The sequence below is a fragment of the Collimonas sp. genome, assembly GCF_035566375.1.
GTDB lineage: Bacteria > Pseudomonadota > Gammaproteobacteria > Burkholderiales > Burkholderiaceae_D > Collimonas.
The window spans coordinates 1-13,789 of record NZ_DATMRK010000016.1; the positions used below are offsets into that span (position 1 = coordinate 1).

At 56.6% G+C, this 13,789-nt stretch carries 11 protein-coding genes; 1 reads left to right on the plus strand and 10 read right to left on the minus strand.

Annotated features, from left to right (window positions below):
• The 8 genes from VNZ60_RS04260 to VNZ60_RS04295 all read right to left on the minus strand — a co-directional run.
• On the minus strand, window positions 1-1,077 hold a 1,077-nt coding region (locus VNZ60_RS04260), incomplete at its 3' end, for a tetratricopeptide repeat protein (protein WP_325657184.1).
• A 213-nt stretch (window positions 1,078-1,290) separates the two neighbouring features.
• Window positions 1,291-2,538 carry a M20/M25/M40 family metallo-hydrolase gene (locus tag VNZ60_RS04265; protein WP_414648771.1) on the minus strand — a complete coding sequence of 416 codons (1,248 nt, stop codon included), beginning with the start codon at window positions 2,536-2,538 and terminating at the stop codon, window positions 1,291-1,293.
• Between the two features lie 92 nt (window positions 2,539-2,630).
• Window positions 2,631-3,941 (minus strand): MFS transporter, encoded by a 1,311-nt coding sequence (locus VNZ60_RS04270; RefSeq protein WP_325657185.1) that lies wholly within the window; start codon window positions 3,939-3,941, stop codon window positions 2,631-2,633.
• Window positions 3,942-4,022: 81 nt separating this feature from the next.
• Window positions 4,023-5,255: an MFS transporter gene (locus VNZ60_RS04275; RefSeq protein ID WP_325657186.1), complete on the minus strand. Its 1,233-nt coding sequence runs from the start codon at window positions 5,253-5,255 to the stop codon at window positions 4,023-4,025.
• Window positions 5,256-5,341: 86 nt separating this feature from the next.
• Window positions 5,342-6,952 (minus strand): L-aspartate oxidase, encoded by a 1,611-nt coding sequence (nadB, locus tag VNZ60_RS04280; RefSeq protein ID WP_325657187.1) that lies wholly within the window; start codon window positions 6,950-6,952, stop codon window positions 5,342-5,344.
• A 110-nt stretch (window positions 6,953-7,062) separates the two neighbouring features.
• Complete coding sequence (purT, locus tag VNZ60_RS04285; RefSeq protein WP_325657188.1) at window positions 7,063-8,274, minus strand: formate-dependent phosphoribosylglycinamide formyltransferase; 1,212 nt, start codon at window positions 8,272-8,274, stop codon at window positions 7,063-7,065.
• Between the two features lie 270 nt (window positions 8,275-8,544).
• The gene (locus tag VNZ60_RS04290) at window positions 8,545-10,227 is read right to left on the minus strand and encodes an MFS transporter (protein WP_325657189.1); all 1,683 of its coding nucleotides are present in this window, start codon (window positions 10,225-10,227) and stop codon (window positions 8,545-8,547) included.
• Window positions 10,228-10,319: 92 nt separating this feature from the next.
• Entirely contained in the window at window positions 10,320-11,387 is a 1,068-nt protein-coding gene (locus VNZ60_RS04295; protein WP_325657190.1) for an alpha/beta hydrolase, read from the minus strand.
• Between the two features lie 92 nt (window positions 11,388-11,479).
• Between VNZ60_RS04295 and VNZ60_RS04300 the strand changes: the two genes are divergently transcribed.
• The gene (locus tag VNZ60_RS04300; protein WP_414648772.1) at window positions 11,480-12,178 is read left to right on the plus strand and encodes an ArsR/SmtB family transcription factor; all 699 of its coding nucleotides are present in this window, start codon (window positions 11,480-11,482) and stop codon (window positions 12,176-12,178) included.
• 83 nt (window positions 12,179-12,261) lie between these two features.
• On the opposite strand, the gene VNZ60_RS04305 is transcribed toward VNZ60_RS04300, so the two are convergent.
• Window positions 12,262-12,624, minus strand: coding sequence for a DOPA 4,5-dioxygenase family protein (locus VNZ60_RS04305; RefSeq protein ID WP_325657192.1), 363 nt, complete (start codon window positions 12,622-12,624; stop codon window positions 12,262-12,264).
• Window positions 12,625-12,723: 99 nt separating this feature from the next.
• A complete protein-coding gene (gene gcvA / locus VNZ60_RS04310; RefSeq protein ID WP_325657193.1) occupies window positions 12,724-13,698 on the minus strand; it encodes a transcriptional regulator GcvA in 975 nt (324 codons plus the stop codon).
• Window positions 13,699-13,789: the final 91 nt, after the last annotated feature.

Sequence of the window (13,789 nt, forward strand, 5' to 3'; positions counted from 1 at the left end):
GCTCAGGCTGACGATGGAATGCCAGTGTGCGACATGGCCGCGCAGACGCTGGCTGACGGCGTCCTGGATGGCGTGATTGGAATAGGCGTGCAGCGACAATGAGGTATTCGAGGCCAGCTTTTCCAGCACCGGTTCGAGGAACGAGGCGACCGCGTGATTGCGCAGATCGCCGGAGACCAGGCCGACTTGCAGGCGGCGCTCGGGATCGCGCGGATTGCTGTGCAGCGGCCAATGCTCTCGCAGCGGCGCTTCGAACTGCTCGGCGAAGCGCAGGTGTTCGGCAAATAGTGCGGCCGGGGCGATATCGGCGTTATTGCTGGCGCAGAACAGCAGGTTGCTGTAGGCGGCGGCATAGTCGGGGGTAATCTGCAGTGCCTGGCGGAAGCAGCCCTGTGCGTCGGAAAATTTTCCCAGTTCTAACAGAGCGCTGCCTAGATTGACATATACCGCCGCAATGTTCGGTCGCAGCTCTAGTGAGCGGCGATAGCTGGCTTCTGCCTCTGTCAGGCAACCCTTGGCGCGCAAGGTATTGCCGAGGTTGTTATAGATGTTGCCGTGCAAATCAGGTTGGCTGGCATAATCCTGCTTGCGTTCCAAGGCGCTGCGGTAAAGCGCTTCTACTTCGTCCAGCCGTTCCAGTTGCTGCAGAGCGCTGCCCAGTATCATGCGGATTTCGGCGGATGCCGGCGCCAGCCTGAGGGCTTCACGCAGGCTCACTTCCGCGTCGTCGAAGCGAAACAATTCTATCAGAGCCACGCCGAGATTTTTGTGCGCTTCGGCATCCGTGGGCAGCAGCGCGACCGCTTTCTGCATCGGTTGCAGCGCATCCGCGGGGCGCTGCTGGCTCCATAGCGCCACCCCCAGCAATTTCCAGCAAAATCCATCGCGCGGAAAGCGTGCAAGTAGCGAGCGGATAGCTTGTTCCGCTTCGGCGAAGCGCTGGCGGGCAAGCAGCAGTTGGACTTTGTCGATTTGCTTACTGGACGGGCCGGCGCCGATGATGCGACCAGGCTTGCGGTGCGACGTATCGGCTGAATGCTGTGCGGCTGAATGCTGTAACGTGGAAGACGCAGTCATAGTGTCCAGGTAGTTCCAAATAAGAGTTGATCCGCCGGCAAGGAGTTGAAACCTTGCCAAGCGCGGAATGCAAAAAGCCATGGGATTCCCCCATGGCTTTGGATACTCTCACCTGCAACTGCTATTCAATCGCTTGAAAATACGCCCTAAGAAAGCTTACTTCGAGCAATAGGACCGGCCTTCCCAGTACTTACATAGGGACTTATTGCAGCCTTATTGCACTTTGCCCTGGGCAACATCCATGATCAGCCGCGCCGATAAATACAGGCGCGGGACAATCGATGTCAAGACCACGTACTCCGCGTCATTCGAATGCGCGCCATAGCCGGTCAAGCCCATCCCTTCGATCACGGCTCCCTTGGATTTCAATGCAGCGAACGCCGCATCGGTGCCGCCACCGCTGGCGACGTCCACTACCGTCAACGGCAGATCGAGTTCCTGATAGATTTTTTTGCCATAGCCAGCGATGGTGCGGGAAGCGGCGTTGGTTTCCAGCGGTGGCCGCCGCATTTCAAATTTCAGATGGACCTTGGCGTCGGGGATCAGTTGTTTCTTGATACGCTCTTGCAACTGCGTCTGCAACTGCTCGAAGTCGCTCATCTTCAAGGCGCGGGCATCGGCTTGTGCGCTGGCGCTGGCAGGAATCACGTTGCGGTTGCTGCCGGCTTGGGCCACGGTCCAGTTCAATTTCAAGCCGCGTTCCGGTTGCGACAAGGAATCCAGTTGCAGCAGCTGGTGCGACAATTCATACAAGGCGTTGACGCCTTTTTCCGGCGCCGCCCCGGCATGCGAAGATTTGCCGTCAACCGTCAGATAAGCGGCTGCGATGCCACTGGTGGACAGCCGCAACTGGCCCTGAGCGCCGCCGCCTTCGTAGGAAAACACAGCATCCTGTTCCGCGCCCAGTTTGGTATGCAGGCTGCGGCCGCCGGGCGAACTGATTTCTTCATCGCCGTTGATCAAGACGGTCAAAGTGTCGTAATCCTTGAAGCCGATTTTTTGCAGGATGGCGATGGTATGCAGGATGGTGGCGATACCCTGTTTGTCATCGGCAATGCCGAGGCCGTAGGCCTTGTCGCCGTCAACCCGGAATTGCTGGTCCTTCAGCATGCCGCGCAGGTATACCGTGTCCATATGCGCGATCAGCATGATCTTGCGCTTGCCGTTGCCCTTGAAAACCGCATGGACGATCTGCCCAATCTTTTCCGGCGTGTCGCCCATCCGATAAATTTCCGGCGCATCCAGCAGTTCGGCCTTGCCGCCCAGCTGTGTCAGGCGATCGCGAATCAGGCTGGCGATTTTGGCCAGGCCTTCAAGGTCTTGGCTGCCGGATTCGATATTCACCAGGTCGCGCATGGTGTCCAGCATCGCTGGTTTTTCTTTTTGCGCGAGGTCGTATACCGGCGCCACCGGTTCTGCCAGCGCCAAGCTCGCGCTTAATGCCAGCGTTGCGAAAACCAGGCGATTGAGCAGATTTTTTTTCAGGGAAAGGGATGTTTGTTTCAACTTCTGTCTCCGTTATGTTATTTGAATAATGTGTCGTGTTTGTGTTGCTAGACCTGCTGCAGATCAGCGTGACGTGTCTCTCGCATGCAGAGCACCGCGATCAGGCTCAGCGCCGCTGCCGCCGATACGTAGGCACCGACATAGGCCAGGCCGCCACGCTGCGCCAGCAATTGGGCGATGTAGGGCGCCACCGATGCGCCGAGAATACCGCCGATGTTATAGGCCACCCCGGCGCCGGTATAACGCACGCTGGTGGGAAACAGCTCAGGCAGCAACGCTCCCATAGGCGCAAATGTGACGCCCATCAAGAACAGGAAGATGATCAGGAACAAGGCAATCGCCAGCGTGTTGCCGCTGCCGAACAGCGGTTGCATGGTAAAGCCTGCCGCGATAGCCGCCAGGGTACCGGCGATCAGTACCGGGCGGCGGCCGAAACGGTCGCTGGCAACGGCAGACAGCGGTGTCGCCAGGGCCATGAACACGACCGCCAGGCACAGCAGCGCGAGGAATTCCTGACGCGGGATATGCAGAGTGCTGACGCCATAAGACAGCGAAAACACGGTCGCAATATAGAACAGCGTGTAGCAGACGATCATCGCTACCGCGCCCAGCATCACTGGCCGCCAATGATGCTTGAACAGCGTGACAGCCGGCACTTTGACGCGCTCGCGCTTCTCCAGCGCCGCTGCAAACACCGGTGTTTCGGCAATCTTCATTCGCACATACAGTCCCAGCACCACCAGCGCTGCACTGAAAATAAACGGCACACGCCAGCCCCAGCTCTTGAACTGTTCATCCGAAAGACCTAAGGCCAACGCCAGGAACAGACCGTTCGCCATCAAAAAACCGACGGAGGGGCCGAGTTGTGGAAACATGCCATACCTGCCGCGTTTTCCCGGCGGAGCGTATTCGGTTGCGAGCAATGCCGCGCCGCCCCATTCGCCGCCAAGGCCGATGCCCTGGGCGAAGCGCAGCACGCATAGCAGGAAGGGCGCGAGGGCGCCAATGCTGGCGTAACCAGGTAAAAATCCGATCAGCGTGGTGGCGACGCCCATCACCAGCAGTGAAATCACCAGCGTCGATTTGCGTCCGATCCGGTCACCGAAATGGCCAAATAGAAAGGCCCCGATCGGCCGCGCAATAAACGCGATGCCGAAGGTGACAAAGGCCGATAGTGCTTGCGCCGTTGGTGAATCGTGGGGGAAAAATATCGGGCCGATTACCAGTGCTGCCGCAGTTGCGTAAACATAGAAATCGTAGAATTCAATCGCGGTGCCGATGAAACTGGCAAAGATCACTCGTCTTGCGCTGTTTTGCGACGGGATGCTGGCTGTGATTTGCGGCGACGCTGCACTCATCGTTTCTCCTCTTTTTTTGGTTTGAGGTCCAAGCATAGCTGAGATGCGCTGGAAGCGACACTGCCGCTTAATCAGATCAGATCAGACCAGCGGCACGGGCAGGCGCTCCAGCACGCGCACTTCGGAACTGAATATGATCCAGGCTTGCACCACGAACCCTGCCAGCGCCAGCACCAGGCAAGCGGGTTCGCCCCAGCGCGCGCCTACCATGCCGCCAAGTGCGGCGCCAATCGGCCGCGCTCCCGTATTGACGGTGAGAAAAATCGCCGATACGCGTCCCAGCATAGCGCCGGGCGTGACAGTCTGGCGTAGCGTGGTCGAGGTGATGACCCAGATGATCGGGCCGACGCCGAACAGGAAGAAGGCCAAGCCCGCCAGCACGCCGCTCGGCGCCACCAATGTTGCCACCATGGTAAGCGCCGCCAGTACCGAGACCGCCGGGCCAAGCTGAATCGCCCTGCCAAACGGCAGCTTCGCCACCACGCGCGGCGTCAGCAGCGCGCCCGTCATCATGCCGACGCCATACGCGGCAAGTGTCATACCGACCGCGCCGGCGCTAAGTCCGAGCGTTCGCACCGCGTAAGGCACATAAGCCGCCTGTAACACGAACCAGGAGATGTTCCAGGCCACGGCGGTCAACAGAATCGGCCGCAGCAAGTTGTCGCGCCAGACCATGTGCGCGCCGTCGCGCAGTTCCAGAAGAGGATGACGCGGTGCTGCGGGCGCGCGTTGCGGCTCACGCAGTTGCAACAGCAACGCTACGGCCGAACCGGACAGGATGGCTGCCAGCACGAACGCAGTCGGGGCGCCGGCCCATGAAGTCAGCGCGCCGCCGAGAGCGGGGCCGGCGGCAAAGGCGGCGCTGCGCGCCAGTTCCAGCCGGCCATTGGCTTTCGCCAGCAGCTCGCGTCCTACCAGCGCCGGCACGATGGCAGGAGCGGCGACGCTGAAACCGACAGTGCCGACGGCGCCGATGAAACCGAGCACCGCCAGCAATCCGATCGACAGATGGTTGGACAGAAGCGCCGCCAGCACACCCAGCAAAGCCAGCATGCGCAGCGCCTCGGCGCTCACCATCAGGCGCTTGCGCGAGGTGCGGTCGGCCAGCAGACCGAACGGAATCGACAAAAGAAGGAACGGCAGCGACTGCACCGCGGCCAGCGTACCGATCTCGCCCGGCCCTGCACCCAGCAACAGCACCGCCATGATGGGCGTAGCCGCCAGGCTGAGTTGCTCGGCCGATTGCGCTGCAAGATTGGACCAGGTGAGGGCGACCAAAGAAGGGGGAAGGGCGCGCGGAAGTTTTGAAGTCATGGCATTCTTTGATTTTCTTGGAAAACGGAAGTGTCGCGCCGTTGCCGGCAGCTGACACTCCGTTTCTTGGTGCGCAATTCGCCGGGCTATCGGCGCTGCGGCGTCAGCACGGTGGGTAAAGCTTTGGCCAAGGTCTCTGGATAATCCTGGCTGTAGTGCAAACCGCGGCTTTCATGGCGCGACAGTGCGCTTTCGACGATCAGCGACGCCACCTGCACCAGGTTGCGCAGCTCCAGCAAATCGCGGCTGATGCGGAAGTGGGCGTAGTATTCGTCGATTTCCTCCTTCAGCAAACGGATCCGGTGCTGAGCGCGTTCCAGGCGTTTATTGGTGCGCACGATGCCGACGTAATTCCACATGAAACGGCGCAGCTCGTCCCAGTTGTGGGAGATCACGACTTCTTCGTCGGCGTCGGTCACACGGCTTTCATCCCAGGCCGGCAGCGGGATCGCTTTCGGTTTGTCTTGCTGGGCGATGTACTTGGCGGCAGCGCGGCCGATCACCACGCATTCCAGCAGCGAATTGCTGGCCAGGCGATTGGCGCCGTGCAAGCCGGTATAGGCGGTTTCGCCGACCGCGTACAAACCGGGCAAGTCGGTGCGGCCGTTCAGATCGGTGACGATGCCGCCGCAGGTGAAGTGGACTGCCGGCACCACCGGGATCGCCTGTTTGGTGATGTCGATGCCCAATTCCAGGCAGCGGGCGTAGATGGTCGGGAAATGCTCTTTCAGGAATTCCGGCGACTTATGGGTGATGTCCAGATCGACATGATCGAGGCCGCGTTTTTTCATCTCGAAGTCAATCGCCCGCGCCACCACGTCGCGCGGCGCCAGTTCGGCCCGTTCGTCATGCGCCGGCATGAAGCGCATACCGGCGTCGGCGCCTTCGGTGTCCGGCAACTTGAGCACGCCGCCTTCGCCGCGGATGGCTTCGGTAATCAGGAAGGACTTGGCGTAAGGATGGTACAAGCAGGTCGGATGAAACTGGATGAATTCCATATTCGCGACCCGGCAACCGGCGCGCCAGGCCATGGCGATGCCGTCGCCGGTGGCGCTGTCGGGATTGGTGGTGTACAGATAGACCTTGCCGGCGCCGCCGGTTGCCAGCACCGTGTGGTTGGCGGCCAGGGTCAGTACCTTGCCGGTCTTGACGTTCTTGGCGTAGAGGCCGAGGCAGCGCAGTGAAGTATCGCCAGTTTCGCCGGCCGCCACCTTTTTCGAGGTGATCAGGTCGATCGCATAATGATCTTCCAGTAGTGTGATGTTGGGGTGGGCGCGCACTTTTTGTTCCAGCGTCACCTGCACTGCATGGCCGGTGGCGTCGGCGGCGTGGATGATCCGGCGCTGGCTGTGACCGCCTTCGCGGGTCAGATGAAAGCCCAGCTCGGCGCTGGCGTCGGGAGTAAAGGGCACCCCTTGTTCGATCAGCCACTCAATCGCGGCGCGGCCGTTTTCAACGATGAAGCGGGTCGCACTTTCATCGCATAAACCGGCGCCTGCGATCAGGGTGTCATTGATATGCTGTTCATGGCTGTCACCGGAATCCAGCACGGCAGCGATGCCGCCTTGGGCCCAGTTGCTGGCGCCGTCGAGCAGCGCGCGTTTGGAGATGACTGCGACCTTGTTAGTCTCAGCAAGGTGCAGTGCGACCGACAGGCCGGCCAGTCCGCTACCGATAATGGCGACATCGAATTTCATGATGAATTGGTGGTTATTGTTTTAATCCGGATCGCCCCGCACCGAGGTAAGGGGCGATGTCTCTACTACTCGTTGTTACTGTGCCGCGGTACAGCGATGCAGCAATCCAATTATTCGACGATCACCGGCTTGACCTTGGCCGCGGCCTGTTTAGCCCGTATCCGTGCGGTCTCGACATCATCGGCTGTGGCCAGCGCCACTCCCATGCGACGCCGCTGGAACGATTCCGGCTTGCCGAACAGGCGAATATCCGCGCCTGGCACGCGCAATGCGTCCGCAACGCCTTCAAAGGCAATCCCCTTGGCATCGTGCTGGCCGTAGATGACGGCTGACGCTGCCGGGCTGCGCAGGGCGACATTGACCGGCAAGCCGAGGATAGCCTTGGCGTGCAGCTCGAATTCGCTTTGCTGCTGGCTGGCCATGGTCACCATGCCGGTATCGTGCGGGCGCGGGCTGACTTCGGAGAACCAGACCATCTCGTTCTTGACGAACAATTCGACGCCGAACAGACCCAGGCCGCCCAGATTGTCAGTGACTTTCTTGGCGATATCGCGCGCCTTGTGCAATGCTTCCGGATGCATAGCATGCGGCTGCCAGGATTCGACGTAATCACCTTGCACCTGGATGTGGCCGATCGGCTCGCAGAAATGGGTGGCGATGCTGCCATCCGCTTGCAGCGCTCGGACCGTCAACAGCGTAATTTCATAATCGAAATCGATGAAACCTTCAACGATGACTCGCCCGGAATCGACCCGGCCGCCGGCTGCGGCATAGGCCCAGGCAGCTTCTATTTCATCGGCGCTGTCGAGCTTCGACTGGCCTTTGCCGGACGACGACATGACCGGCTTGATCACGCAAGGAAAACCGATGGCTGAGCAAGCGGCTTTCAATTCTTCCAGGTTGTTGGCGAAGCGGTAGGGCGAGGTCGCCAGCGCCAGCGTCTCGCCGGCCAGGCGGCGGATGCCTTCGCGGTTCATGGTCAGCCAGGCGGCGCGCGCGGTGGGGATCACGGTGATCTTGCCGGCGGCTTCCAGCGCGACCAGGGTTTCGGTAGCAATCGCTTCGATTTCCGGCACTACCAGATCAGGTTGTTCCTGCGCAATCAGCGCTTCCAGCGCCGCGCCATCGGCCATGTTGATCACATGCGAACGGTGCGCGAGCTGATGGCCGGGGGCATTCGGATAACGGTCGACGGCAATCACTTCGACGCCCAACCGTTGCAGCGAGATGATGACTTCCTTGCCGAGTTCGCCGGAGCCCAGCAACATGACTTTGGTGGCGGAGGGGGAGAGCGGGGTACCGAGTCTGATAGGTGTCTTCATATTGGAAAGGAGCGGCGACGCATGAGGCGTCGCAATAATCGTTGAAAGGTGAGGAAAATGATGGCAGTGAAAATTCGCAAAGAGGATGTTTATTTCTTAAAGCAGGCCCTAAAGCTCGGCGTTATCGTTTACCAACCGTTTGCCAACGCCTGACAATACCAAATATCGGGGCGCAAGGACAGTTGGCAAAATGAAAAAAGCCGCCAGTATTATCCGGCGGCTTGGTTTGCGCTGCTCAGGCATAGCCGTAAGGATATGCCATATCTTTCATTAGCGCTCGGCTTGGTAAATATCGTAGTCCTTGGTTTCCTTGATAAACAGCATGCCAATCACGAAGGTCGCCGCGGCGATGATGATCGGATACCACAGGCCGTAGTAGATATCACCCTTGAACGCCACCAGGGCAAAGGCGGTGGTAGGCAGCAAACCGCCGAACCAGCCATTGCCGATATGGTAGGGCATGGACATCGAGGTGTAGCGGATGCGGGTCGGGAACATTTCCACCAGCATCGCCGCTATCGGACCGTAAACCATGGTCACGTAAATCACCAGGATGAACAGCAGCAACAGCACCATCGGTTTATTCATCTGATCCGGATCGGCCTTGCTTGGATAACCTGCGCCTTTGATATCGCCGGCCAGCTCGGTCGAGAATGCCTTGTCCTTGGCGGCCGCATCTTCTTTCGACAAGCCCTTAGCGTCATACGAAGTCAGGATCTTTTCGCCGATCTTGATGGTGGCAACTGAACCCGGCTCGCCGACCACGTTCTCATAGTTCACCGAAGCCGCCGACAGCTTGGCTTTGGCGATGTCGCAAGACGATGTGAATTTCTTGGTGCCGGTTGGGTTGAACTGGAACTGGCAGGTGGCTGGATCGGCAGTGACGATCACCGGAGCGCTTTTAAGTGCAGCTTCCAGGGCCGGATTGGCGTAGTGTGTCAGGCCGGAAAAGATCGGGAAGTAGGTCAGCGCTGCAATCAGGCAGCCAGCCATGATGATAGGCTTGCGGCCGATCTTGTCGGACAGTGTGCCGAAGATCACAAAGAACGGCGTGCCCAGCAACAGGGACAGCGCGATCAGGATGTTGGCGGTGGACAAGTCCACTTTCAGCGACTGGGTCAGGAAGAACAGGGCATAGAACTGACCGGTATACCAGACTACGGCTTGACCGGCAGTCAGGCCGATCAGCGCCAGAATCACCAGCTTCAGGTTTTTCCATTGGCCGAAAGCTTCGGTCAACGGTGCTTTGGAGGTCTTGCCTTCCGCCTTCATCTTGGCAAAGGCGGGCGATTCATTCATCGACAAACGAATCCAGACCGAGACCGCCAGCAGGATCACCGAGACCAGGAAAGGAATGCGCCAGCCCCAAGAAGCAAAAGCTTCTTCGCCGACCGCGCTACGCACACCCAGGATCACCAGCAGCGACAGGAACAGGCCCAGCGTTGCAGTGGTTTGAATCCATGAGGTGAAGGCGCCGCGTTTGTCGTCCGGTGCGTGTTCGGCGACATAGGTAGCTGCGCCGCCATATTCGCCGCCCAGCGCCAGGCCTTGCAGGATGCGCAGGGAAATCAGGATGATAGGAGCGGCAATCCCGATACTTGCGTAATTCGGCAGGATGCCGACGATAAAGGTTGACGCCCCCATGATCAGGATCGTCACCAGGAAGGTGAATTTACGGCCGATCATGTCGCCCAGGCGGCCAAACACCAGCGCGCCAAACGGGCGCACGATGAAACCGGCGGCAAACGCCAGCAATGCAAAAATGAAACCGGTATTGGGATCGGTGCCGGAAAAGAACTGCTTGGCGATGATAGCCGCCAGCGAGCCGTACAGATAAAAGTCATACCATTCGAATACGGTGCCCAGGGACGAGGCAAAAATAACTTTGCGCTCCTCTGGAGTGATGCCGCGCGCAGGTTTGATCCCGCCTACGGTTGGTTGCAATGTAGCCATGCCGGTCTCCTTGATTATTTATATATGGTGCAGCTAGTTTGGAGTGTGCAGGCGAAACCTTACGCGGGACTTGCTTGAAACTTACGAGAAACTTACATAAGGGGAATGGTGGTGGCCTCGGTTTGTTGGGCGCCCCCTGTGTTGTCTGAATCTATAAATGATAAAACAGCTTCATATAACGCGAAACGGGCCTTTTCCAGATGCATAACATGCGTTCCGTTCTCTATAACGACGTACTTTTTATATGATGCATTCTTTAATGCGTTGAGCAACTGCTTAAAATCATCGTTAGAAGGGTATTTATCCCATTCCCCACGCACTAGTAGTGTAGGAGCGATAATTTGACTTGGATCATAGTAGGGCAAGTTATGCAATAGATCGTCAATGTCCTGGCTGGGGCCAGAAGGGAAGCGAACGGTTTTCCTGGAATCAGCATTATAAGCAGCGTCAGAAATTAGCCATTCAGATCCCCATTTGTTAAACACATCTGCTGCCAATAGTCTTTCCGAATTTGCTGGCGCCAGACTGTTCATCCCGGAAATTCTCTCAGTTGGCGTCATTTCATCATACGGTCCCTCAACTAAATCGCGCTCCGAATTTTCATTTCTGTTAGTAATGGCGGAAAATAAAATCAACTTGCTTATCTTGTCTTTAAATTTTCCTGCATATAGTGCGGCCACAGTGCCACCCCACGAATGTGCAATCAGTACGACGCGACCCCGTCCCGTCTTTTTCAGTATAAATTCGACTGCCATATCAACGTCTTCTACCGCACTAGCGGCTCTTCCAACAACCTTGTGGCTTCCATTCAGCATTTCTGGATATCGATCAGAATGTCCGTACCCAAGAAAATCCAACGCATAAACATCATGTCGATGGGCTGCTAGTTGATCCATCCATGAAATATTGCCCATCTTAAAATCTGAGGCTAGTGCGGAAGGAAAGCTTGAACCATGAAGTATGAGTATTGGATCAGCGTCGAATTTTTCGGACGATTTGTGTAACAGCCGAATTTCAAGACCTTGTATGTGACTTGCTGTGCTTAAGATTTCAACCGTGTTCATCGTTGTCATATTTTGATTCTTTGAAATTATGTTTTGAGCCTGCGAACTTTCCAGAGAATAAAAGAAAGCTAGTAGAAAAATGGAATTTTTTATCATGAAATACCCTTTGCTTTGGATATCAAATATTGTGTGAGGTTGGAGTAAGTGTGCTCCTTGATATCGAGGAACAATTCGCTTACCATCAAACTATGGATGCTAATTTCGTTGATGCTTATTTGTCGGGGGTTGCTGGGGCTATTGCAGAACCAGCGAGGACCAGGATGCTGTGCTGCCTAATGGATGGTCGTGCCAGAACCAGTACCGAATTGGCTGTAGTCGCAGGAGTCAGCCCTTCAACAGCAAGTGTCCATTTAACAAAACTGAAAGTACAAAACCTGGTTCAAGTGCTGGCGCAAGGAAAACATCGATATTACCAATTGGCGAGCGCGGAGGTTGCCACTGCGCTGGAAGCTTTGATGCGCGTTGCGAATGTACCTCAGGCACGCTTTATACCAAATACGCCAGACAGATTGCGCAAGGCGCGCACGTGTTACGACCACATGGCTGGCGTGGTTGCGGTTGGGGTACACGACCACATGGAAAGCCAAGGCTGGCTGACGAAAATCTCTTCTGATCATACTGCCTATGAACTAAGCGCTGATGGGACTGCCGCACTGGAGCGATTTGGGCTGGATATCAGTGCCGTGCGCAAGGCGCGTCGTCGCTTTGCCTGTTCGTGCCTTGACTGGAGTGAGCGTAGACCTCATATCGGTGGCGCACTGGGAGCAGCACTGCTTGCGTTGATGTTTCGTCGTGCATGGGTTGAACGGGATCTTGATAGTCGTGCGCTGAGCATCACCCGCGAAGGACAGCGTCAGTTCACCAGGCTGTTTGGCATTACCGCATAGGTTTGTACCTCCGTTCCAATAAGGCATTTAACCAAACTCAGTCAAAGTTCGGTCGATAATCTATTTTTCCAAAACGTGACGCCTTAGTTCATGTGTGGCGGACGGAATGGCGTGAGATCAAGTTCGACAGGTTCCCCGATCCATTGAGCCAAACTTGTATGGTCAGCCAGATCGTCATCAGTGAGCGGGTGCACAAGTGCAGTTAATCCCGATGACTCGATGATGGGGAGAACGGTCTCAAAATTTTCTTTTGTGATGTGAATTACAAAATGGGGAATTGGATGCGGCGCCACTTTGCTGTCTCGCAGTTGTCCGACAAAATGAATCAAGGAAATGCTCCCGGATTCTTTTAATTTGCTCAGGCGAGAATGTAGCGCTTCTGCGACTGCGCGAATTTCGGGCTCGTAGTAAATATGTACATGGTAAAGCGCGTTTTTGTTGTTCATGTCGTTTTTATTTTGTGGATTGTAAAGACAGAGAACATGTTAACGGCGCAATAGCCTTGCCGACAAACGCATACTTTGTGTGTTATTTGTGAATTCAATTCACAAATGTTCATTGTCGCGCATGTCTGCTCGTTGCTGGAAATGCTTAAATGACGCTGCCTCGGTGATCAGCCAATTGCGGAACATCGTTACTTCTTCAGATAAGGTACCGTGTGGCGTCAAGACCCAATAACCGATGCCGTTCATCGGTATTGCCGGCCCCAGTGGTTCGATCAAGCGGCCGCTTTGCAGGTGCTCGGCGATCAACGCGCCTCTGCCCATCGCAACGCCTTGCCCCGCGAGCGCGGCCTGCAGGACGATGTTGTAATCACGCAGCGGCGTTATGCGCGCAGAAGCAAGGTTGACGCCGGTCATGCGTGACCATGCCCGCCACTCGTATTCCATTTTTGCATTTGCCATCAACAGATTGACAGCGGCCACATCTGAAAACTCGCGTAACTGCGGGTGTTGCCTGAGAAAAGCAGGGCTGCAGACCGGCGCTAGATGTTCCAACATAAGGCATCTTGCCTCGACTTCCGGCCAGCCGCCTCGACCGTACCGAATCGCAAGCTGGTTGTCGCTAGCAGAGAAATTGGTCAATTCCACACTCGGGTCGAGTCGAAAATCGATAGCTGGATATGCCTCTGTGAAACTATCCAGGCGCGGCATCAGCCAGTTGGAAGCGAATGAGGCAAGCAGACTGATGCGCAACGATGTTCTTGTCGATTGCCGTATATGCCTGCTGCCCTCTGTAAGCAGAGCGAAAGCCTGTTTGACCGTCTGCAGGTAAGTTTCACCGGCGTCGGTCAGCGTAATCGTTCGCGTACTGCGGCGAAATAAGGCAGTGCCAAGCTCATCTTCCAGTTTACGTATCTGATGACTGATGGCACTGGGAGTGACCGACAATTCGCATGCCGCCTGGCTGAAGCTAGAAAGGCGACCTGCGGCTTCAAAGGCGCGCAGGCCAAGTAAAGAGGGAAAACGTTGCATATAAGAGTACGGTAAGGATTGTTTCGGAAATGAGTAACGGATCATGCCGACAAATCTCGACACTTCTTGTCATGGGGAAACAGTCACCGTATCCTACACGCTAAAATAGTTAATGTATCGTTAGCTTGTTCCAAGT

Bases quoted from the DNA above. Each gene is read 5' to 3' on its own strand.
- nadB (WP_325657187.1), bottom strand. From the start codon at position 6,952: ATGAAATTCGATGTCGCCATTATCGGTAGCGGACTGGCCGGCCTGTCG.
- gcvA (WP_325657193.1), bottom strand. From the start codon at position 13,698: ATGATCCGTTACTCATTTCCGAAACAATCCTTACCGTACTCTTATATG.
- VNZ60_RS04290 (WP_325657189.1), bottom strand. From the start codon at position 10,227: ATGGCTACATTGCAACCAACCGTAGGCGGGATCAAACCTGCGCGCGGC.
- VNZ60_RS04275 (WP_325657186.1), bottom strand. From the start codon at position 5,255: ATGACTTCAAAACTTCCGCGCGCCCTTCCCCCTTCTTTGGTCGCCCTC.
- VNZ60_RS04270 (WP_325657185.1), bottom strand. From the start codon at position 3,941: ATGAGTGCAGCGTCGCCGCAAATCACAGCCAGCATCCCGTCGCAAAAC.
- VNZ60_RS04295 (WP_325657190.1), bottom strand. From the start codon at position 11,387: ATGATAAAAAATTCCATTTTTCTACTAGCTTTCTTTTATTCTCTGGAA.
- VNZ60_RS04300 (WP_414648772.1), top strand. From the start codon at position 11,480: ATGGATGCTAATTTCGTTGATGCTTATTTGTCGGGGGTTGCTGGGGCT.
- purT (WP_325657188.1), bottom strand. From the start codon at position 8,274: ATGAAGACACCTATCAGACTCGGTACCCCGCTCTCCCCCTCCGCCACC.
- VNZ60_RS04305 (WP_325657192.1), bottom strand. From the start codon at position 12,624: ATGAACAACAAAAACGCGCTTTACCATGTACATATTTACTACGAGCCC.